This is a genomic window from Plantactinospora solaniradicis (genome assembly GCF_042658085.1).
In the GTDB taxonomy this organism is placed as follows: domain Bacteria; phylum Actinomycetota; class Actinomycetes; order Mycobacteriales; family Micromonosporaceae; genus Plantactinospora; species Plantactinospora solaniradicis.
Genome location: NZ_JBHSPR010000020.1, coordinates 497,776 through 518,478 on the forward strand (window position 1 = coordinate 497,776; position 20,703 = coordinate 518,478).

The following is a 20,703-nucleotide window of genomic DNA, read 5'->3' on the forward strand; positions in this document are numbered from 1 at the left end:
CCGGCGGGGTGACCCGGCCAGCCGGACGATCCGCGAAACGCGATGATGACACCCGCTGCCCACTCCTGGAGGCGCCCGTGTCCACCTCTGACGTCCCGCTCTCGTCGGGTTTGCCCGACCCGTCCCCCGACACCCGGGCTCGCCGGCCGGCGAGCGGACCACCCGCGCTGCCGGCGGCCGACCGGGCCCTGACCCGCCCCCGTCGCCGCCGGCTGGCCGCCGTCGCGGCGCTGGCCGTACTGCTGGGGGTCGGCGCCGCCGCCCTGCTCGGACTGCGCACGCCGGCCCCGGGCACCACCGGCGCGCCGGCCGGCGAGTTCAGCGCGGACCGGGCGTACGAGCACGTCCGGACGGTCGCGGCGGAGACCCACGCGGCCGGCAGCCCGGCCGCCGAACGGGCCCGGATCCATGTCGAGTCGACCCTGCGCGGCCTCGGTCTCGCCCCGGAGGTGCAGGACACCGTTGCCACGGAGGCGGGCCAGCTCAGCGGCGCCGCGGGCGGCGCGACCCTGGCCCGGGTACGCAACGTGGTCGCCCGGATACCCGGAACCGATCCCACCGGCCGGGTCTTCCTGGTCGCGCACTACGACTCGGTCCAGGTCGGGCCGGGCGGCAACGACGACGCGGCCGGCACGTCGGCGTTGCTGGAGGTGGCCCGCGCGCTCCGCACCGGCCCCCGACCCCGCAACGACGTCGTCTTCGTCTTCACCGACGCCGAGGAGGCCTGCCTGTGCGGTGCGTCGGCGTTCGCGTCCAGCCATCCGCTGGCCGCCGACGGCGGCGTGGTGCTCAACCTGGAGGCGCGGGGCAGCACCGGACCGGTGATCATGTTCGAGACCTCACTGCGCAACGCCGGTCTGGTGGAGGTCTTCGGCCGGGCCGCCCCGTACCCGGTCGGCACCTCGTTCGCGGTCGAGGTCTACCGGCTGCTGCCCAACGACACCGACTTCACCGCCTTCCTCGACAACGGCTTCACCGGGCTGAACGCCGCCTACATCGACGGCGCGGCGATCTACCACACCCCACTGGACACCCCGGCCCGGCTGGACCGGGGCAGCCTGCAACACCATGGCGAGAACGCGCTCGCCCTGGCCCGGGAGTTCGGCGCGGTCGACCTGACGGAACTGACGGCCGGCGGGGACGCCACCTACTTCCCGCTGCCCGGCGGGCTGGCCCGGTATCCCGGCTGGCTCACCGTGCCACTCGCGCTGCTGGCGCTGGCCGGTGTCGGCGTACTGGCCTGGTCGGCCCGGCGGCGCGGACGCGCCACCTGGCCCAGCCTCGCCGCCGGGTTCGGGTCGGCCCTGGTGCCCGTCGTGGTCGCGCCGGTCGGGGCACAACTGCTCTGGACGGCGGTCACCGCGATCCGACCGGGGTACGCGACGCTGCTCGACCCGTACCGTCCACTCTGGTACCGGCTGGCGGTGGTGGCACTCGCCGTCGCCGTCCTGTTCACCTGGTACGCGCTCACCCGCCGACGCACCGGTCCGGCGGCACTGGCCGTGGGCGGGTTCGCCGTTCTTGCCGTACTCGGCGTGGTGCTCGCCTTCGTGGCGCCCGGTGGGGCGTACCTGGCGACGCTGCCGGCGCTGGCTGGCGTACTGGGCGGACTGGTCGCACTCGCCGTACCCAGGGAGGGCCCGTGGGCGGTCGTCGCGGTGACCGCCGCCGCGGCGGTCGGCGTACTCCTGCTGCTGCCCACCGTGGTGCTGCTCTTCCCGGCGCTCGGCATGGCGATGGGCGGTGTCGCGGCGCTCTTCACGGTGCTGCTCGGGCTGGCCGCGCTGCCGGTCGTCGACCTGCTGCATCCGGCGGCCGGTGGCCAGCGTGGCATGGCCGCGCTCCGGGCCCGCCGGGCCGGCGCCGTGCCGGCGCTCGCGGCGACCCTCGGCACCGTGCTGTTCGCCGGGGTGGGTCTCGCGGTCGACCGGTTCGACGCCGAACATCCGGTGCCGACCCAGCTGATGTACGCGCTCGACACCGACACCGGTACGGCCCGTTGGCTCAGCGACGAGACCGACCCCCAGCCCTGGACCGACCAGTACGTCGACGGCCCGACGAGAATCGGCGACCAGTTCCCGGCGCTCGGCGACGAGGAGCGGCGGGCCGGGCCGGCGCAGGCCGCTCCGCTGCCCCCGCCCCGGCTCGACCCGCTCGCCGACAGCACCGAGTCCGGGGTGCGTACCCTCCGCGTCCGGCTCGTCCCCCAACGCCCGGTACGCCTCGTCTCCCTGCACGTGGACCCCGCGACGGCCACCGTCGTCGAGGCCCGGGTAGCCGGCCGCCCGGTCCGGGTCGACGGCCCGACCCCGTTCGGCGTCGTCTTCCACGCCCCACCCCCGGAGGGAATCGAGATCGAGTTGCACCTCCGCCCGACCGGCGGCGGCCCGGTCCGGCTACGCACGATGGACGCCAGCGACGGCCTCTCCGAGCTACCCGGATTCCGGCCCCGCCCACCCGGCGTCGGCATCGTCGGCTCCCACGACTCGGAACTGGTCGCGGTCGCCCGCACATACCCACTCTGACCAGCCCGCACAGCCCCCACTCTGACCAGCCCGCACAGCCCCGCCGCCCCCGGCCGGCGGCGTCCCGCCCCGCCGGACCGCCGGCTCGGGTCGCGGCGGATGTGACACCGGAGGTGGTTTCGGCGCTGTAGTGCATGAGATGAGAGAACAGCACTCCAGTCGTGTGGACGATGGCACCGCCGGGCGCCCGCTCGCCGGTGTCACCGTCCACCCGCCATCCGACCCGAACGCGCTCGGCGCCACCCCCGCGCCGGCGGCGGCCACCGTGCTGCCGCAGGGCGCTCCGCTTCTGACGGCGTCCGGGCGCCGACCCGTACGGGTCCGGCCGGTCTTCGTCGACCGGACCGGCCGACGGAGACGCCTCACCGTCCTGGCCGGTTTCGCCGTCGGGGCCGGCCTGCTGGTCAGCCTCGGCCTGCTGACTCTCGGACTGCTGGCCGGTGGGCCCGTCACGGTGCCGGGCTGGCCGGACATTCGGGGTGAGCAGGCCCCGGAGGAGGCGGGAGTCGGCAGGCTGAGCGTGGACGACTCGCCGAGCGCCACACCACCCGACGGCTCCGGCCGTACGGGTTCCCCGGTGGATGGCTCGGCGAGGCCACCGGTCGCGACGTCCCGGCCGGCACCACCACCGACTCCGGGCCCGACGACCACGGATCGCCCCGGACAGGGCGACCTGCACCGGAACCCGAAAGCGGTCCAGTCAACCACCGACCCGGACAAGCCGGGCAAACCCCGCCGGTCGTCCGGCGCTCCGGGGTGAGCGATGGCCCTACACGTCGCGCGGAAGGATCCTCGCGCCCACTGGTTCCTGCTACTCCTCGGCCTCGTCGTGATGATCGCCGCCCTGTCGTTCCACGGCTACGTCGCGGTCGAGGGCGGCGGCTCCGGACGGACCGGGTCGGACCCGGCCCCGGCTGCGGACGACCTGACCCGGAGCGGACCCGTCCTGCGCCTCGACGGTGCGGTACCGGTCAGCCGGTCGATGCCGGCCGGCACGATCGCGCTGACCTTCGACGACGGACCTGACCCGCGATGGACACCCGCGGTTCTCGACGTGTTGCGTCGGCACCACGCACACGCCACGTTCTTCGTCGTCGGCGCGCGGGTCAACGAGCATCCGGAACTGGTCCGGCGGATCCTCGCCGAGGGGCACGAACTCGGCTCGCACACCTTCACCCACGCCGACGTCGCCACGCTGCCGGCCTGGCGGCGCGACCTCGAACTCGATCTCACCCGCACCGCCATCGCCGGAGCGACCGGCCGCTACGCCACGCTCTTCCGGCCACCGTTCTCGTCCGGCCCGACCAGCCTGACCGTCGACGACGCGACCGCCCTGCGGGCGGCGGCCCGGGCGGGCCACGTCGCCGTGCTCGCCGACCGGGACACCGTCGACTGGCGTCGCCCCGGCGTCGACGCCATCGTGGCCGCGGCCGCCGGGACCCCGCTGACCCCGACCGGCCCCGGGGCGCCCGCCACCGCCTCCGACCGCGCGGCGAACCTGGTGCGCGGCAGCGGGGCCGTGGTCCTGATGCACGACGGAGGCGGGGACCGGTCCCAGACCGTCGCCGCCCTCGATCGCCTGCTGCCCGAGATGACCGGCCAGGGCTACCGGTTCGCCACCGTCTCCGAGGGACTCGGCACGCCGCGCTCGGAGTTGGCCGCCTCCCGGTCGGACCGGCTGGGCGGCCACGCGCTCCGGTACGCCCAGACCGGCGCCGCCTGGCTCGCCGTCGCGATGACCTGGCTACTCGGCGTTGCCCTGCTCCTCGGCCTGCTCCGGCTCGCCGTCCAGGTCGTCTGCGCCGAGATCCACCGCCGGCGCCTGCGCGTCGGCTCCCCGGCCCGCCCCCGACGGCAGATCCTCGCGCCGGTGTCGGTGATCGTGCCGGCCTACAACGAGGCCGCGAACATCGCCGCGACCGTACTCTCCCTGGTGGCCAGCGAGTACCCCGCACTGCACGTCATCGTGGTCGACGACGGCTCCACCGACGGCACCGCCGACATCGTGGCGCGGATGCGCCTGCCCGGTGTCCGGGTGGTCCGTCAGGCCAACGCCGGCAAGCCGGCCGCCCTCAACACCGGCATCCAGCACGCCCGGACCGAACTCCTGGTCCTGGTGGACGGGGACACCGTCTTCCAGCCGGACACCGTCTACCGGCTCGTCCAGGGTTTCGCCGACCCGTCCATCGGGGCGATCTCCGGCAACACGAAGGTGGCCAACCGGCGAGGGCTGCTCGGCCGGTGGCAGCATCTGGAGTACGTGATCGGCTTCAACCTCGACCGTCGGACGTACGACGTGCTCCGTTGCATGCCGACCATTCCCGGTGCGATCGGCGCGTTCCGTCGACAGGCCCTACTGGACGCGGGCGGAGTTCCGGCGGACACGCTCGCCGAGGACACCGACCTGACGATGGCCGTACTGCGCGCCGGCTGGCACGTCCCGTACGAGGGTCGGGCCGTCGCGTGGACGGAGGCGCCCGCGTCACTGCGGCAGTTGTGGCGCCAGCGTTACCGCTGGTGCTACGGAACCATGCAGGCGATGTGGAAGCACCGCCGGGCGCTGGTGGAGCCCGGCCCGGGCGGCCGGTTGGGTCGGCGCGCCTGGCCCTACCTGGCCGTCTTCCAGGTCCTGTTGCCGCTGACCGCGCCCGCGGTCGACGCCTTCGCGATCTACGGGCTGTTCTTCCTGCCGTGGAGCCAACTCGTCCTGGCCTGGCTCGGACTGCTCGCCCTGCAGACGGCGACCGCGGCGTACGCGCTGCGGCTCGACGGGGAGCGAGCGGGTCCGCTGTGGAGCCTGCCGCTGCAACAGGTCGTCTACCGCCAGGTGATGTACCTGGTCGTGGTCCAGTCGGTGGTCACCGCGCTGCTCGGCAGTCGACTCCGTTGGCAGCGGATGGTACGGACCGGCGGGGCGGCGGCGCTGGTCGACAACTCCACCACCGGGCTCCGCCACTGGCCGGCCAACCCCCACGGCTACCAGTCCAGCCAGCGGATGCGTACGGGCGGGTAAGGAAGGGCCCCTTCTTATCGCTTTCTGTATAAGAAGGGCCCCTTCCTAACCGGTTCGGTACGGCGTCAGTGGGCGTCGCCGTTGTCCTGGTCGGCGATGAAGGCGGCGATCCAGGCGAGGGGGGAGTTCCAGTTGATGGTCAGCTCGTTGGTGGACCAGGACTCGATGTCGTCGATGTAGCAGAACTGGGGCGCACAGCCCCGCAACTTCTGCTGGGCGACCGGGTCCTGGATGGCCGAGTTCGGGCCGCCGGAGAGGGTGCCCCGGGGCGGGTTGGGCAGGTCGGGGTTGAGCTGGCGGGCGTACCAGCGGCTGTGCTGGTTGCGCGAGGCCACCTCGCCGTAGCCCGTCACGTACGACTGGTTCAGCGCGTTGCGGCCGAAGATGTAGTCCATCGTCTCCAGCACCCCGTCGCGGTACCGGTCCTTGCCGGTGAGGTCGAACGCGGTGGCCAGCACGATGGCGTTGTTGATGACCAGGTTGTTGGAGCCCCAGTCGTAGAGGTTGTCCGACGGGTTGTACGGGATGCCGTACGGGTGGGCCGTCAGGGTGGCTAGGTAGCGGTCGGCGCCCTGGGCCACCGAGGCCCGAACCCGGGACCGGTCCGGCAACCCGTTCGGCACCGTCGCCAGTTGCAGCCGGCCGAGCGCGGCGGTGTTGCCCCAGTCCATCCCGCGCTCCCGCCAGACGTCACCGGTGTGGTGCGGCGAGGCCAGCACGAAGTCCCGGTACTCCCGGGCGCCGGTGGTCAGGTACAGCTCGGCGGCGGCCCAGTAGAACTCGTCGCTGACGTCGGCGTCGTTGTAGGCGCCGCCACCGTTGGCGTCCGCCGGGTCGGCGTACCGCTGGGGGTTGGCCTTCGCGGCGGCCCAGGCCGTCCTGGCGGCGGCCAGGTTACGGTCGGCGAACTTCCGGTCGTACGCCTTGAAGACCCGCGCCGCCTGCGCGGCCGTCGCGACCAGGTTGAGGGTGGCCGCGGTCGACGGCGGGTGCAGTTCGCGGCGCTTGTCGTCGAGATGCGGCAGGAGCGGCAGGCCGGTCCACGAGTCGTCGTGGATCTTGTGGTGGGCCATCCCGGCCAGTGGCTTCCCGGCCGGCACCTGCATGCTGAGCAGGAACTCCTGCTCCCAGCGCGCCTCGTCGAGGATGTCCGGCACCCTGTTGCCGCTCTCCGGCAGGTTCAGTGTCCGGTCGCCGAGCCGCCACGGCTGGCCGGTGTCGGCCCGTACCGAGCGCTCGTACTCGCTCATGAGCTGGTGCACCGAGATGCCGCCGTTGACCACGTACTTGCCGTGGTCCCCGGCGTCGTACCAGCCGCCGGAGACGTCCAGGGTGTAGTCGCAGACGCCCGGCTGGCACGGTACGGCGGTGTCACCGGTGTTCGGCGCCACTCCGACGTGCCCGGCCGGACGGCCATACCCGGGGCGGAGCGCGTCGGAGATCTCGGTGCCGCTGCGCTGGGTGTAGTAGAACTTGAGCGCGTCGGTTCGGAGCTGCTCGTAGAAGCCGGCGCCGATGTCGAACGGTCGGCTGGTCTGACCGTCGGCGGTGAGGGTGTAGCCGGTGCCGGCCCGGGTGTAGTGCCCGAACTCGATGGTGTGCACGTTCTGCCCGGAGGAGGGGTCCACCCCGCGCGGGGTGCTGCGGCCGTACTTGACGACCCGGCCGGTCCGGTCGCGCAGCTGCCACGGCAGCGCGGCGGTCGCCTCGGTGACGACGGTGGCGTTCTTCGGCCCCTTCGGCAGGTAGCCGACCTGGTTGACCCGGACCCGGGGGCCGGTGTCCGGGACGTACACGTCCGGCTCGGCGCCGCCTGTCAGCGAGATGTTGTCCAGACAGATCCTCCACGGCTCGGCGCTGCCGCCGAGTTGGAAGGCGACCTGGGCGTTCGGCAGGTCGACCGGGGAGGTGAAGGTGTAGCGGTAGTTGTTGCCGGAGACGCTCAGCTCCGGACTCGCCGACAGATACTGCGTGTACGGGTCTACCGGCAGTTGGATCAGCGCCTTGCCGACCCGGCCCGGGGTCGCCTGGCCGAAGAACGCGAACTCGTACGTCTCACCGGCGACCAGGGTGATGTTGTCCTGGCCGATGATGACGTCCCACGGGTTGACGGTCCCGCCGGGAATGTCGGTGCAGAGCTGTCCGGTGCTGGAGTCCAGGGTGAGGTTCGAGGTGCCCCACCAGGGGGCGTGGCCGGCGTCGAAGGTGCCGTTGACGATCTGCTCCGGTGCGTCGGCGGACGCCAGTGGGGCGTACGCGGACGCTGTCGGTGCGGTGAGCACGGTGGCGGCCAGCGCCGCGGCGGTCACGGCGGCGAGCGGGACGGTTCGTCGCCAGTGGGGTCTGGGCACGGAGGTCCTTCCGGTGGGCGTGCGGTGACCGGTGAACGGCACCGCCGGGTGGGGTGTCGTACGGCGTGGACCGGGATCCATGGAAGCGCTCCCAACCCACTGGATACGGGGAGATTGACATCGAGTTTCCGACCTGTCAACAGCCCCGGACGAGGCCGCGCGGCAGCGATTGCCATAAATCCCACTAAAGGCCGGCAGTCGGCTCTACGCGTCCATAGTGGAGCGAGTCTGACATCTGGCAGCGGTCGATGGACCCGGAGCAGCATAATGGAGGACATAACAACTGCCCACTCAGCCAAATGGGGAACCCATCCTGATGACGGGCAACAACCGCGCCATCTCACCGCTCCGGACCAGTCGCAACCGATCGCCACCATCACCGTTCCGCTCGCCCGCCCCACGCCGCCGGTGACAACACGACGACGGCCCCCTGGGCAGCGCGGCCCAGCCGGGAGATTCCCCCAGATCGACCCGACCCTGCCGAGCGGAGGAACTATGGCGCAGCCAGACCCGCGCGATGGACGACCCCAGCCCAACGGCCAGCGACGACTGCTGACGAAGATACTCATCGGCGTCGTCAGCTTCTGGGTGGCATTCGGAATATCCACGCTCTTGCCGAAAGACGAAAAGCCCGAGATGGCGTGGAGCATCGGCGCCTCGCTGTTCGTCGCGGGCGTGGTATTCATCGCCCACTACCTCTTCGAGGTGGAGCGCAAACTCGACGCCCTGCTACAGAGTTTCGACGACACCAGGAAGCATCTCGGCGACCAGGTCCGGCAGCGCGCCGAGGCCACCGAACGCCAGATGCGGGAGGGCTTCTCGAAAATCCATCTGGCCGAGGAGATCTTCGGACTCCGCGAGGCGTCCCAGCTCGACGCCGAGGAGATGATGCAGATCGCGAAGCTGGTCCGGAACCGCACCAAGATCACCTCCGAGGCGCCGCAGCTCATCCAGGACTTCGCGCTGGCGGAGATGACCCGGCTGGTGGAGTACCTGAAGCAGATGGGCGACAGCAACGACCTGACGTACGAGGGTGAGGACCAGGACTGGCTGCTCGGACTGACGAAGGTCGCCCGCAGCGAGATCCAGGCGACCAGCCTGAGCACGGTGGATGCCGGCGGCCGAGGCTTCATCGACGGCGGGCTCTGGTCGACCGACTTCGGTCAGCGTTACCTCGACTTCCAGCGGCACGCCATCCGGACCCGAGGGGTACGGGTGCAGCGCCTCTTCATCCTCGACCGCAAGGGGCTGAACATCGAGGACCTGCATCAGATCCTGCGGATGCACCTGAGCATCGGGGTCGAGGTACGCACGCTCGACGCCACGGTCGCGCCCACCCTGCACACTCGACTACACGACTTCATCCTCTTCGACCGCAAACTCAGCTACCAGACGACGACGGCGTCCAGTCTCGACAGCCAGCTCAACCCGATCATCGTCAACATCACCCTGGTCACCGATCCGGAACGGGTCAACCGACGGATCAGCGAGTTCGCCGACCTCTGGTCCGCCGAGGGCGTCCAGGCGGTCACCGTCGACGAACGCGGCGAACTCGTCTTCCGGCCCGCCAGATCGGTCGACCAGGTCCGGTTGGCAAAGTCGGTCGACCAGCGCCACCGCGGACCGAATCCGGGGCCCGCCGGAGAAGCCGCGTAGCGGGGAGCGGGCGGGGGTGGTCAACCCCGGTCAGACCGGCGGAGCGGATCTGCCGGTGACCACCAGCATGCCGCTGTAGCCGTCGCGGAGCGGGTCGCCGAGCGCGATCCGGGTGATCTGCGGGTCGACGGCGACCGGGGCCATCGCCCGGATGACCTCGTCGACGTCGATGGCGACCGCGGGAAACCAGTGCTTGCCCACCTGGTAGCCCTGCGACTGCGCCATGAAGGCGGCGGCGAACGGCGCCCCCGGCTTGAGCGCGGTGACGAACGCCTGCACGCCCTGTTGGAACTCGGCGATGTCGGCGGACATCGAACAGGCGACGAAGAACATCGTGCCCAGGTCCCACTTCCGGCTGGGCAGTTCGAAGATGCTCGCCCGGTGGACCTCGGCCCGCTCGGCGAGCGCTGCGCGGGGATCGGGAACCAGCCCGTACGCCGTCGTCGGCCGATAGACGTCCCAGAAATCAAGCCAGTTGTCATCGAAACGGGCGATCTGTCGGCGGATCCAGGCGACGTTGGAGGCGCTGCGCTCCCACAGGTCCAGGTGCGCGCAGAACGGGAGCATCGCGAAGGCCGGATAGAGGTTGGTACCCGTTCCGACATCGACCGCGCGGGCCTGCGGATCCAACGGCTGTTCGGCGAAGAAATCGCGAATAATCTCCATTATCTGGCGATCGTCGTCCCGGACCGCACGATAGTTGTGCGCGAAGTAGGCTTCCGAATCGAAGTGGTCCCAGTCGACCTGCTCGTTCGAGATCGAGGACCGGGCCGAAGGCGGGTTCCCCGCCTCGTCGGGCCGCTCGCGGCGCGACCTTACCGCACTCATCTGACCCGTCCCTCGCAGTTGTGACCTCGTCACCGACCGCACCGAGCGTGATCGGCGCCTGGTAACGCGGAGTCGTCCAACCTCGTCCGGGCCGGGCCTGCGCCTATGTGGACTGGCCGAGGCGCGGATCGCCTATGTCACTACAATTCACCAGAGGGATGGCGACTGCATCCCCCGAAAGTCCGAGCCCCGGAGGGGCATTCGGGCCACTTTCGACAGCACAGAGCGGGAGCGGAGGGGACGACCCACCGAGGCCCGGTGATCACACAGAGCTACCGCAGAACCTCACTGCAGACCACTCAGTGTCAACACCTCGTCCGCGCAGCCCCAGGACAGGGTCAGCCCCGACCCGCCGTGCCCGTAGTTGTGGATGACCTGGACCCCGTCGATCGAGTCACTTTCGACCCGGACCTGGGATCGAGTGGGACGCAATCCCACCAGAATCTGTCGCACCCTGGCATTCCGCAGCAGTGGCTCCACCGCCGCACACCGCTCCACTATGGCGGCTGCGGCGGCGGGATCGGGCGTCAGGTCTTCCGACCCGGGCGTCGCATCGCCACCAAGCACCACCCGACTTCCGTGCGGTAGAAAATAGGTAAGGTCCTCGTGCTCGGCGTGATCCTGGAAGAAGTTGTCAATTCCAGGATTGTCGACGACCACGAGCTGTCCGCGAGTCGGAAACACCTCGTCGTCCGGCACCAGATACCTGGATCCCAGACCGGTGCAGTTGACCAGAATGCTCGCCGCCCCGCTCAACTCCTTGAAAGAGGAGATGGCGCCGATTTCGATAGACACATTGAGCGTACGTAACCTGAGGACCAGGTAATCGAGGTACTGCGGCATGTTGACCAGCGGGATGGTGTATCGCCAACCGCTGGCGTAACCACGCGGCAGTTCCTCCGGCCGGCAGGGCTCGTAATCGGTTACGCCCAACACCCAAGACGGCGGCTCCATCGGCTCCGGCGCGGCCTCCATCCCACGCACCAGGCGCACCCCGGACGCGGTGTCACCGGCGAGCTTCTCCAGGGCGAGCCGGGTCTGCTCACTCCACGGAAGAACCCGTGGATCGCTGACCATATAAGGGCCCCAGCTCGCGCCGGCCGCAGCGGATGTGGTCTCCAATGGAGGCCGCGCGGCCCGGATCCGGACCCGCAAACCGGCCTCGGCGAGGCGGACCGCGGTGGTCAGACCGGACACTCCGGCCCCGACAACCAGCGCGTCCCACTCCCCAACGCTTCCCATTCGGCAATATTAACGGAGATCGACCTCGATCATAGGTTCTGTATAATTTTGAAGTATCCCGCTATTTCACGTGAGAGCGTGGAAATTCGCCACGAACCCGAGCATCCCCGAATCTCATGGCGGCCTGGCCAGCATCATCAGGGTGCTGTTCTGTGTTCCGTCATCCTGGAACCCGTCGACGCCCCACGGCCCGGCGCCTCTCCGGGGGCCCGGTGACCCGGGAGCCGAGCGCAGTGTCGGATTCCCGACGGTGCGTGCTCGGCCTTTCCGGGCCGGGGCCCGCTGTCGGGTACCGAACGCTGCGGCGGAAGATTCACGACTGACGAGGCCGACCCGGTTGGCCATCATTCCCGTGCCGACGTTTGACGCTCCGCGACCGCACGATTCTGGAGTTCCGAGGAGGCCCGCATGATCCGGAAATACGGCAAGGCCCTCGCGGCCGTCGCCGGGGCGGCGCTCACCGTCGCCTACGGCGCACTCTCCGGCGACCAGCGCATCGAGCCGGACGAGGCCGTACAGATCACCATCGCCGCCGCCACCGCGATAAGTGTCTACCTGGTACCCCTGACCCCGCAGTACCGGTGGGCCAAGACCGCCGTCGCCGTCGCCCTGAGTGTCCTGCAGGTGCTCGCCACGGTCATCCTCGGCGGACTCGACTCGAACGAGTGGATCGCGCTGCTCCTGGCCGCGCTGACCGTGGTGGGCGTCGGTGCCGCCCCGGCGGTCTCCACCAACGGCACCAGCAGCAGCCGGGCTCCGCAGCCCCAGACCCGCAGCAGCCAGCCGGTCTAGCAGCGACGCCGCCCAGGTAGGCGGTGGACGGTGCCGCTAGCCTTGCCGGGTGGACGGCCGGCCGATCGACGTACGTGCCGGCGCCGGCGTGGTCGAGCTGCTCGGTAACGACTTCGCCAGCGTGCTCTACCTGAGCGGCTCGCCGGCTCGCCTGCACGCGTACGACTGCCGTGGCAGCGTCGCGCAGCTGGCCGCCCGGTCGACCTGGGAGACCGTCCGACCGGATGAACTCGACGCGCTCCGGGACTGGCTCGCCGACCCGGGACTTCGGGTCGATCGGCGCAGCGGCGCCGTCCGCGGGCTGCGGGTGGAACCGCTGGAGCCGTTCACCCGGTTACTGGCCCGCGGCCGGTACGTCGTCACCGCGACCGCACCGGCCTGGGCCGAGACCGTCGTCGTCGACCCCGGCGAACACGGCGTCGCCTCCTGGTACTGGCCGGCAGAGGGCGCCGCGATCGTCACCACCGGCCCGTGGCCGCCGCCGGACCAGGCGACCGTGGCGGCGTACCGGCGTCGGATCGCCAAGGGGATCCGGCCCGCCGCCGTCGCGATCGGCCCAGCCGGCCGGGAGCTGCGTTATCTGCTCGACGGGCACCACAAGTTGGCCGCCTACCAGGCGGAGCGGGTCCGGCCGCTGATCATCGACCTGATTCCGGACGAGCCGGCACCGCTGCCCCGCGACCTGTTCGCCGGGCTGCTTCCGGACCACCTCCGCGAGCAGTTCCGCCACACCTTCGGCGACTGGCGACACGGTGGTCCGCCGCCGGACGGGCTGAACGAGCCGTAGATTTCCCGGCCTCCGAGATTCTCCGGCCGATAGCGATGAATTCGACTGCTCGGGGTCGTAGTACCGGTAGACCTGGACCAGCGACGTCCGCGACGACGCGGCAGCGCCAGTGACCTGGCCGGGTCCCGAGGAGGAACACGTGAGCAGCATTTTCCCGATCGTCTCGACCCCCGACCTGCCCCGGCTACAGGACTTCTACCGGCGCGTACTGGGCGCCACGGAGGTCAGCCGGGTGCCGGACGAGGGACCCACCTTCTACGTCGGCCTGCGGCTGGGTGACGCGGAACTCGGCCTGGTCGCCGAGGCCAGCACCGAAGTGGGTACGACGCCACGCATCCTGCTCAGCGCGGAGGTCGACGACGTCGACGCCCTGCTCGACCGCGTCGAGGCGGCCGGGGGCAAGGTGCTCGGCCCGCCGAACGACATGCCCTGGGGCCAGCGGGTGGCGCACACCCTCGATCCCGACGGCAACGCCCTCAACCTGACCCGGACGATCCAGCCACCAACCTGATCCCATCCTGGAGTACCACTGAGCCTTTCGGTGTATGTCGATGCCCGGCCACGCAACGATTGCGGGCCGGTCATGCCCCTCCGCGACGTTGATGGCTCCCGTACCCGCAACGCCTCGGGAGGCACTCATGCTCGGCACCCGACGTCACTCCGTCCGGCTGGCCCTGACGGCGGCCACCACCATCGCGGCGGTGGCCGCGTCGCTCCTCGGCACGGCTCCGGCCAGCGCTGCCCCGCCCGGCATCCCGTCCAGGGCGACCGCGCAGGCGAACCTGAACGCGCTGACCGTCGCCGCCGAATCCGGCAGTGGCTACGACCGGGACCTGTTCCCGCACTGGATCACGATCAGCGGTACCTGCAACACCCGGGAGACGGTGCTCCGGCGCGACGGCAGCAGCGTGACAGTGGACGGTTCGTGCTACCCGACCTCGGGTAGCTGGTACAGCCCGTACGACGGGGCGACCTGGACCAACCCGGCCGACGTCGACATCGACCACATCGTCCCGCTGGCCGAGGCCTGGCGCTCCGGCGCCAACTCGTGGACGACCAGCCGGCGGCGCTCCTTCGCCAACGATCTCAGCGGTCCGCAGTTGATCGCGGTGACCGACAACGTGAACCAGGCCAAGGGTGACCAGGACCCGTCCACCTGGCAGCCGAGCCGTACCGCCTACCGCTGCACGTACGCCAAGATGTGGATCCGCACCAAGTACATCTGGAGCCTGCGGTTGCAGTCCTCGGAGAAGAGCGCCCTGCAGGCCATGCTGAACACCTGCACTTCCTGACGCCCTCTGCACTCCACAACGCTGTGGGCCCCGACCTCCCCAGAGGCGGGCCTGGGCCTACAGCGTTGCCGACTGAGTCAGACGCGTTCGAGCTGCACAGCCTTGGGGTGGTAGTCAGCGCCCTGCTCAGACGGCCGATCCCACCCGGCCGTTGAACCGCCGATGGTGTGAATTGCGCTACGAATGACCGTCGTCGCCTTCTCGACCGCGGCAGCCTCATCGACTGCTGTAACCACCAACTCGGCCACTACCGCACCTCGCGCTGCATCACTGGACGTCGCGACATCTCCGACATCCTCGTTGCAGTTCTCCAGGTCGAGCAGGGCTTCCATCAGCCGCTCGCCCTCCTGGTGTAGGTCTTCCGTCGGAAGGCGCGACCCTTCAGGCATGCGTACGGCGAACTCGTGGGTGATGTGTACCTGCATCATCTGCTCCTACCCCCTCCTTCGTCGCGCCACAGTCCTTCTGCCGAGCCCACTTGATCACCTCTTTGCCACACAGTGGGACACTGGCACTCAGAGAGTTAGACCGTCGTCACAAAACGCATGGGGCAACCGGACAGATGGGCATTGCGGGCATCGAGGACGGTATGGATGGCAAGCCGATCAGTCGGTCGGCTGTGGTGGGACCCGTTTCTCACCTCGGGCTTTCTGCGGTCTCCGGAGAGTCGATCGCCTGCTGGCCAACAGGACCCCACCTGCTCGGGGCCCCGGGCCCCGGGGCCGTCAGGAGCGACCGACGCCGACACCGGGAGCCTGCCCGGGCGAGGCTGGCTGCCGCAACCAGCCGGCGGCGGCCTGTGGACAACTCGGATGGCTGTGGATAACGCCCTGATCAAGGCCGGGTGTGGTAGGCGGCAGGCCCATCCCGGTGATCTCCCGTAGCTGCTCCGGCGTCGGAGTCGCCGACTTCATCAGGATCCGCACCGACGGCGGGACATAGTCGTCCTTCGTGACCTCAAAGCAGGTCGCCGCGACCTGCATCCGGGTGCAGTCCGGCAACCCGCACGGCCGGCGTCCCTCGGCATGGTCCGCGATGATCTGCCACGCCCACGTGATCGCCAGGCCAGGTGCGCTCTCCGGCACCATACTCACTGGTGTGGCCCATAGCCGGGCCGCCAGCGGGTGCCGTCCCAGCAGTAGTCATCCATGCGGCGCCGATGTGTCGAGGCCCGGCGAAACTCCTCGGCCATGTCCCGGAGCCAGCGCCGTACCTGCTTCAGCAGCACGTCGTCTCCTTTCCGATACGTGGCGCCCCGGATCCCTGATCACGGAGCGCCACGAACCGGAACGTCCCTTGTCGGTAGCTTGTCCGCAACACAGGGTGGCGGCCAGACTGACGTTGTCCGCTGGCACCCAGCGCTGTCCGCTGCTGCGGACACAACTCAGCGACAGGGTCGGAACGTTTCGTAGGCGTCGCGAAGGTTCCGCGCCTCGCCGATGCCGGTGCGCTCGACACCGACGACAACCTCGGTCGCGCGCCACCAGTTCGACGCCACTACCCGGCCGGACGTGATCGCGGCCTCGGCGACAGCGGACGCTTCATCGGGTCTGCTCGCGGCGAGCAGTGCCAAGCCAAGGTCCAGTCGGGCCGAGGCGCTACGCCTCGGGCGGCCGGACCCGTCGAGATCGGCGATCACTTCACGTGCGTACTCCTCCGCCGCCGGGTCGCCGACCCAAGCAAGAGTCGTCGCCGTGTACGACAACGCCTTACCCGGGTCGTACCGGTAGTGGTGCTCGGGTCGGCAGGTCCCACGCGCGGGTCTCCAGGCACCACGCCTTGATCTCTCGTTGTCCGGCGTGGTCGTCCAGCTGCGAAGCTGCCGCCAGGTGCCTCTCCGCCGCCGCCCGGTGCCGCAGGTCGATGTGCACCGTGGCCCGTAGCAGGGCCAGCCACCCGCCGGCTACGAGCAGCCGTCGGTGCTGGTCGAGCGTGCGCCGGCCGTCCAACAGTCTGCCGACCTGAGCCAGCCATCGACGGACCTGCGGCAGTAGGTCCTCTGGCGGGATGGTCGCGTACCCGCTCGCAAGGTCATCGACGGCACGCTCGATACGGTCGAGCATGCGGGTGCCGACGTCGCTGGTGTCGACCAGGCGGACCAGTTCCAGGGCGTCGGCCTCGTCTCGGGCTGATGCCGCTTCCGTAACCAGTCCGGCGAGCCGGCCGTTCGCGCCCAAGACCCGGTCAAGGTGTTGGGCGACTTCGACCCCGGGCTGCTTCTGGCCGGTTTCCAGCTCGTGCAGGTGGCTCTTGCCCCGGTGGGCGAGGCGGGCAAGTCCACGCAGCGACAGTCCACGGTCCAGCCGGAGCTGGCGGAGGGTTCGGGCAAAGTACGGATCGACATCGGGCACGGTGAGCCATCCCAGGTAGCGATCTGGGCGGCGCCCCGCCGACCGCTACTCCGGCGGGCTGCCAGTTCGGACAGTACAGGCGGGACAGCGGAACAGCCCGGCAGGTCGGTGACCTGCCGGGCCTATTTCCAGCGGAAATGTACGAAAAGTCGGCCGAAGTTCTTGGAGTCCTTCTCCACCCGGTGGTAGAGCTGCTTGACGTCCTTCTGGTCCAGGAAGCGCAGCACCCGCTTCTTGAGCTGGCCCGAGCCCTTGCCAGGGATGATCTCGATCATGGACGCCTTCTTCGCGATGGCCTCGTCCATGATCCCCCGCAGGGCCCGGTCGATGTCCTGTCCCCGGTTGAAGATGTCGTGCAGGTCGAGCTTGAGCTTCATCGGGCCGCCACCGGCTGCGCAGGGTCCATGGCCACCCATCGTAGGCGGGCCGGTCCGGCGAGGATCACCGTCGTCCGCCGACCCGGGTCTCCACCCGCTGCACCGCCGTCCGGTAGTCGTCGTTCGCCGCGTACATGGCGGCGGCGATCCGCAGGTGCCGGAGGGCCTCCGTGGGCCGACCGACCCGTTCCAGGGTCCGGCCCAGTACGTGGTGCGCGTAGTGGTCGCTCGGATCCCGGTCCACCAGCGCGCGCAACTGCTCCTCCGCGCGGGCGAGCTGCGCCGACTGGAAGTAGGCACGGGCCAGCAGTTGTCGTACCGAGGCGTTGTCGGGCTCGGCCTCGACGATGGGCTCCAGCAACCGGGCAGCCCCGCTCGGGTCGCCGGTCTCGAAGTACATGGTCGCCCGGCGGTACTCGGCCAGAAGATCCACTAGACCCACCTCCTCGTATCGCGACTACTTGCCTCGACGCTGGCACAACACCGCCAGTCCCGCGACTGTTCCACCGGGTGCGTTACCCCCGGCTGAATGGACCATTCGAGGACATTGCGGGTGACTGTCCGGGCTCGGGCGTACGGAGCGCGGCCGGGCCGGCGGAACCGGGGTCATCGGCGGTCGGGACGGAGCGCCCAGGCGCGTACGCCGCCGAGGATGCCGGCGCTGTTCGGCACCACCACCACGTCGTCGCCCATCCGGGCCAGTTGCTCCGGCCGGACCAGTCGCGAGTTGCCGCCGCCGAGGTAGAGCCGGTCCCACAGGAAGACCGGGCGCAGCCCGTCGACGACACCCCGGACCCGACGGGACCAGAACGCGTCGCCGAGTCGGCGGCGCTCGTGTTCGCCGATGTAGGTGTCGTAGCTCATCCCCCATCGCACCGGCGCCTGGGACAGTTCCAGGTGCGGGGCGAGCAGCCCGCCGTCGAAGAGCGCGCACCCCAGCCCGGTCCCCAGGGTCAGCACCAGTTCCAGGCCGGTTCCGGCGACCACCCCGGCGCCGTGCACCTCGGCGTCGTTCAGGACCAGGGTCGGCAGGGCGAACGCCTCGCCGAGCGCGCTCTGCGCGTCGAACCCGGACCACTCGGCGACCAGCGCCGGATCCGGTTTCGTCCGCGGCCCGGACCGGGTGACGTAGTGCGGCGTGGCCACCACCACGCCGTGCCGGAGCATGCCGGGCATTCCGACGGTCACCCGGTCGGCGGCCGGCAACTGACCCCCGAGACCGAGCAGCGTCTTGATGAAGAGTGCCGGCGGCAGCGGGTACGGGGTCGGCACCCGCAACGGCCGGGTCCGCATGGTGCCGGCGTCGTCGAGTACGGACGCCTTGATGCCACCGCCGCCGCAGTCGATCGCCAACGTGGTCATCACAGCAACATTTTGCCTTCCCACCGGCGGGTCGCGCCCGCCCAGCCGGATAGCATCTGAACCCTCATGAGCGCCACACTCATCGCCAAGGACCTCGCCGCCGGTCACGGTGACCGGGTCCTGTTCGCCGATCTCGAACTCGTCGTCGCCCCCGGTGACGTCGTGGGCGTGGTCGGGGTCAACGGGGCCGGCAAGTCGACGCTGCTGCGTACCCTCGCCGGACTTGCGCCGGTCGAACACGGCAGCATCGCGCTCAATCCGCCGTCGGCGACCGTCGGCCACCTGCCGCAGGAGCCCGAACGCCGGCCGGGCGAGACCGTCGCCGCGTTCCTCGGCCGGCGGACCGGGGTGACCGCCGCGCAGGCCGAACTCGACGCGGCGACCGCGGCGCTGGCGGGCGGAACGGCGGGCGCCGACGACCGGTACGCGGACGCGCTGGAGCGCTGGCTCGGCCTGGGCGGCGCCGACCTGGCGGAGCGGGCCGAGCAGGTCGCCGCCGAACTGGGCCTGACCGTCGACCTGAACCAGCCGATGACGGCGCTCTCCGGCGGGCAGGCGGCCCGAGCCGGCCTCGCGTCCCTGCTGCTCAGCCGGTACGACATCTTCCTGCTGGACGAGCCGACCAACGACCTCGACCTGGCCGGGCTGGACCGGCTGGAGGAGTTCGTCACCGGCTTACGCGCCGGCACCGTCCTGGTCAGCCACGACCGGGAGTTCCTGACCCGGACGGTGACCCGGGTGGTCGAACTTGACCTGGCCCAGCAGCAGATCCGGCACTACGGCGGCGGCTACGCCGCCTACCTGGAGGAGCGCGAGGTGGCGCGCCGGCACGCCCGTGCCGACTACGAGGAGTACGCCGACACCAGGGCCGGGCTGGAGGCCCGGGCGCGGACCCAGCGGGCCTGGATGGAGAAGGGCGTCAAGAACGCCCGCCGGAAGGCGACCGACAACGACAAGATCGGCCGGAAGTTCCGGGCCGAGGCGACCGAGAAGCAGGCGGCGAAGGCACGGCAGACCGAACGGCTGATCGAACGGCTCGACGTGGTCGAGGAGCCGCGCAAGGAGTGGCAGCTCCAGATGGAGATCGCCGCCGCTCCCCGCGCGGGTGCGGTGGTGGCGGCACTGCGTGGTGCGGTGGTGCGCCGGGGCGAGTTCACCCTCGGACCGGTCGACCTCCAGGTCGACTGGGCCGACCGGATGGTGATCACCGGCGCCAACGGCTCGGGCAAGTCGACCCTGTTGGCGGCGCTGCTGGGCCGGCTTCCGCTGGACGCCGGCCACGCGTCGCTCGGCCCCGGGGTGGTGGTCGGCGAGGTCGACCAGGCCCGGGAACTCTTCGTCGGGGACCAGCCGCTGCTCGACGCCTTCGGTGCCGCCGTACCGGACCTGCCGCCGGCCGACGTACGAACCCTGTTGGCGAAGTTCGGGCTGCGCGCGGGACACGTGCTCCGCCCCGCCGACACCCTGTCGCCGGGCGAACGCACCCGGGCGGCGCTGGCCCTGCTCCAGGCCCGGGGCGTGAACCTCCTCGTGCTGGACGAGCCGACCAACCACCTCGACCTGCCCGCGATCGAGCAACTGGAGTCGGCGCTGTCGTCGTACCCCGGAACGCTCCTGCTGGTTACCCACGATCGGCGGATGCTCGCCACGGTCCAGACCAACCGGCACGTCCGGGTCGACGGCGGCCGGGTCACCGAGTCCTGACCAGGCCGGGACGATCGATCGACGCCCGTTTCTCCGACACTCCGGCTGGGCAAGAACTACCGCATGCTCAAGTGGGAGTACGCCCTGTTGGTGCGACGGCGCCAGCCCCGGCTGGACGACACCGGCTGGGAACTCGCTTACACCTGGTACGGCCCGGACGGTGCCGTGCTCGACGTCTCCCCGTACGGGGACACCGCACTCGCCCACCTGAACCGGGCCGGCGTGCAGGGCTGGGAACTGGTCTCGGTCACCGAGGACGGCAACATGCAGGGCAGCGCCGAGCTGCACCGCTACCACATGAAACGGGTGCTCCCGTCGACCACGCCCCGCCCCCGGATCCGTAACCGGGTCGGCCGGCGCGCCTCGTCCGGCTGACCCGTCCGGGGATCGCCCCGGCCCGACCGGGGACCGCACCGGCCCGAC

Annotated in this window: 18 protein-coding genes and 2 pseudogenes; 10 read left to right on the plus strand and 10 right to left on the minus strand. The window is 70.6% G+C overall.

Annotation, left to right across the window (positions count from 1 at the left end; all coding sequences use genetic code 11):
* The first annotated feature begins 167 nt into the window (after positions 1–167).
* The 3 genes from ACFP2T_RS26665 (at position 168) to ACFP2T_RS26675 (ending at position 5,538) form a co-directional block, all read left to right on the plus strand.
* Positions 168–2,525 (plus strand): M28 family peptidase, encoded by a 2,358-nt coding sequence (locus tag ACFP2T_RS26665; RefSeq protein WP_377426250.1) that lies wholly within the window; start codon positions 168–170, stop codon positions 2,523–2,525.
* 139 nt (positions 2,526–2,664) lie between these two features.
* On the plus strand, positions 2,665–3,285 hold the full coding sequence (locus ACFP2T_RS26670) for a hypothetical protein (RefSeq protein WP_377426057.1): 621 nt from the start codon (positions 2,665–2,667) through the stop codon (positions 3,283–3,285).
* A 3-nt stretch (positions 3,286–3,288) separates the two neighbouring features.
* Positions 3,289–5,538 carry a bifunctional polysaccharide deacetylase/glycosyltransferase family 2 protein gene (locus ACFP2T_RS26675; RefSeq protein ID WP_377426060.1) on the plus strand — a complete coding sequence of 750 codons (2,250 nt, stop codon included), beginning with the start codon at positions 3,289–3,291 and terminating at the stop codon, positions 5,536–5,538.
* Between the two features lie 65 nt (positions 5,539–5,603).
* Here ACFP2T_RS26675 and ACFP2T_RS26680 read toward each other — a convergent pair whose 3' ends face one another.
* Positions 5,604–7,889: a glycoside hydrolase family 9 protein gene (locus ACFP2T_RS26680; protein ID WP_377426062.1), complete on the minus strand. Its 2,286-nt coding sequence runs from the start codon at positions 7,887–7,889 to the stop codon at positions 5,604–5,606.
* A 495-nt stretch (positions 7,890–8,384) separates the two neighbouring features.
* Here ACFP2T_RS26680 and ACFP2T_RS26685 point away from each other — a divergent pair, with 495 nt between their 5' ends.
* Entirely contained in the window at positions 8,385–9,545 is a 1,161-nt protein-coding gene (locus ACFP2T_RS26685) for a DUF6879 family protein (protein WP_377426064.1), read from the plus strand.
* 30 nt (positions 9,546–9,575) lie between these two features.
* Here ACFP2T_RS26685 and ACFP2T_RS26690 read toward each other — a convergent pair whose 3' ends face one another.
* Both ACFP2T_RS26690 and ACFP2T_RS26695 read right to left on the minus strand, forming a co-directional pair.
* Complete coding sequence (locus ACFP2T_RS26690) at positions 9,576–10,373, minus strand: SCO2525 family SAM-dependent methyltransferase (protein ID WP_377426066.1); 798 nt, start codon at positions 10,371–10,373, stop codon at positions 9,576–9,578.
* Between the two features lie 285 nt (positions 10,374–10,658).
* Positions 10,659–11,615, minus strand: coding sequence for an FAD-dependent oxidoreductase (locus ACFP2T_RS26695; RefSeq protein ID WP_377426068.1), 957 nt, complete (start codon positions 11,613–11,615; stop codon positions 10,659–10,661).
* Between the two features lie 408 nt (positions 11,616–12,023).
* On the opposite strand from ACFP2T_RS26695, the gene ACFP2T_RS26700 reads away from it, so the two are divergent.
* From ACFP2T_RS26700 to ACFP2T_RS26715, 4 genes are all read left to right on the plus strand, one after another.
* Entirely contained in the window at positions 12,024–12,407 is a 384-nt protein-coding gene (locus ACFP2T_RS26700) for a hypothetical protein (protein ID WP_377426071.1), read from the plus strand.
* A gap of 49 nt (positions 12,408–12,456) precedes the next feature.
* Positions 12,457–13,194 (plus strand): hypothetical protein, encoded by a 738-nt coding sequence (locus ACFP2T_RS26705; RefSeq protein WP_377426074.1) that lies wholly within the window; start codon positions 12,457–12,459, stop codon positions 13,192–13,194.
* A 139-nt stretch (positions 13,195–13,333) separates the two neighbouring features.
* Entirely contained in the window at positions 13,334–13,705 is a 372-nt protein-coding gene (locus tag ACFP2T_RS26710; RefSeq protein ID WP_377426076.1) for a VOC family protein, read from the plus strand.
* Between the two features lie 127 nt (positions 13,706–13,832).
* Positions 13,833–14,486 (plus strand): HNH endonuclease family protein, encoded by a 654-nt coding sequence (locus ACFP2T_RS26715; RefSeq protein ID WP_377426079.1) that lies wholly within the window; start codon positions 13,833–13,835, stop codon positions 14,484–14,486.
* Between the two features lie 77 nt (positions 14,487–14,563).
* Here the strand turns inward: ACFP2T_RS26715 and ACFP2T_RS26720 are convergent, their stop codons facing one another.
* The 7 genes and pseudogenes from ACFP2T_RS26720 to ACFP2T_RS26750 all read right to left on the minus strand — a co-directional run bounded on the left by ACFP2T_RS26720 (position 14,564) and on the right by ACFP2T_RS26750 (position 18,579).
* Positions 14,564–14,914, minus strand: a complete 351-nt coding sequence (locus ACFP2T_RS26720; RefSeq protein WP_377426081.1) for a hypothetical protein — start codon at positions 14,912–14,914, stop codon at positions 14,564–14,566.
* Positions 14,915–15,211: 297 nt separating this feature from the next.
* Positions 15,212–15,580 carry a hypothetical protein gene (locus tag ACFP2T_RS26725; RefSeq protein ID WP_377426082.1) on the minus strand — a complete coding sequence of 123 codons (369 nt, stop codon included), beginning with the start codon at positions 15,578–15,580 and terminating at the stop codon, positions 15,212–15,214.
* Positions 15,577–15,714, minus strand: coding sequence for a hypothetical protein (locus ACFP2T_RS26730; RefSeq protein WP_377426085.1), 138 nt, complete (start codon positions 15,712–15,714; stop codon positions 15,577–15,579). The genes ACFP2T_RS26725 and ACFP2T_RS26730 overlap by 4 nt, the downstream gene beginning before the upstream one ends.
* Positions 15,715–15,870: 156 nt before the next feature.
* Positions 15,871–16,852: pseudogene (locus ACFP2T_RS26735) on the minus strand (helix-turn-helix domain-containing protein).
* Between the two features lie 107 nt (positions 16,853–16,959).
* Positions 16,960–17,214 (minus strand): Smr/MutS family protein, encoded by a 255-nt coding sequence (locus tag ACFP2T_RS26740; protein ID WP_192765534.1) that lies wholly within the window; start codon positions 17,212–17,214, stop codon positions 16,960–16,962.
* Between the two features lie 64 nt (positions 17,215–17,278).
* A complete protein-coding gene (locus ACFP2T_RS26745; RefSeq protein ID WP_196206891.1) occupies positions 17,279–17,647 on the minus strand; it encodes a tetratricopeptide repeat protein in 369 nt (122 codons plus the stop codon).
* A gap of 173 nt (positions 17,648–17,820) precedes the next feature.
* Positions 17,821–18,579: an ROK family protein gene (locus ACFP2T_RS26750; protein ID WP_196206892.1), complete on the minus strand. Its 759-nt coding sequence runs from the start codon at positions 18,577–18,579 to the stop codon at positions 17,821–17,823.
* A 63-nt stretch (positions 18,580–18,642) separates the two neighbouring features.
* On the opposite strand from ACFP2T_RS26750, the gene ACFP2T_RS26755 reads away from it, so the two are divergent.
* Both ACFP2T_RS26755 and ACFP2T_RS26760 read left to right on the plus strand, forming a co-directional pair.
* Positions 18,643–20,280, plus strand: coding sequence for an ABC-F family ATP-binding cassette domain-containing protein (locus ACFP2T_RS26755; protein WP_377426088.1), 1,638 nt, complete (start codon positions 18,643–18,645; stop codon positions 20,278–20,280).
* Between the two features lie 63 nt (positions 20,281–20,343).
* Positions 20,344–20,592: pseudogene (locus ACFP2T_RS26760) on the plus strand (hypothetical protein); the annotation flags it as partial.
* Between the last annotated feature and the right edge of the window lie 111 nt (positions 20,593–20,703).

Excerpts from the sequence above, each read along its gene's own strand:
- ACFP2T_RS26670 (WP_377426057.1), top strand. The coding sequence starts at position 2,665 with ATGAGAGAACAGCACTCCAGTCGTGTGGACGATGGCACCGCCGGGCGC.
- ACFP2T_RS26675 (WP_377426060.1), top strand. The coding sequence starts at position 3,289 with ATGGCCCTACACGTCGCGCGGAAGGATCCTCGCGCCCACTGGTTCCTG.
- ACFP2T_RS26685 (WP_377426064.1), top strand. The coding sequence starts at position 8,385 with ATGGCGCAGCCAGACCCGCGCGATGGACGACCCCAGCCCAACGGCCAG.
- ACFP2T_RS26690 (WP_377426066.1), bottom strand. The coding sequence starts at position 10,373 with ATGAGTGCGGTAAGGTCGCGCCGCGAGCGGCCCGACGAGGCGGGGAAC.
- ACFP2T_RS26695 (WP_377426068.1), bottom strand. The coding sequence starts at position 11,615 with ATGGGAAGCGTTGGGGAGTGGGACGCGCTGGTTGTCGGGGCCGGAGTG.
- ACFP2T_RS26700 (WP_377426071.1), top strand. The coding sequence starts at position 12,024 with ATGATCCGGAAATACGGCAAGGCCCTCGCGGCCGTCGCCGGGGCGGCG.
- ACFP2T_RS26715 (WP_377426079.1), top strand. The coding sequence starts at position 13,833 with ATGCTCGGCACCCGACGTCACTCCGTCCGGCTGGCCCTGACGGCGGCC.
- ACFP2T_RS26720 (WP_377426081.1), bottom strand. The coding sequence starts at position 14,914 with ATGATGCAGGTACACATCACCCACGAGTTCGCCGTACGCATGCCTGAA.
- ACFP2T_RS26740 (WP_192765534.1), bottom strand. The coding sequence starts at position 17,214 with ATGAAGCTCAAGCTCGACCTGCACGACATCTTCAACCGGGGACAGGAC.
- ACFP2T_RS26755 (WP_377426088.1), top strand. The coding sequence starts at position 18,643 with ATGAGCGCCACACTCATCGCCAAGGACCTCGCCGCCGGTCACGGTGAC.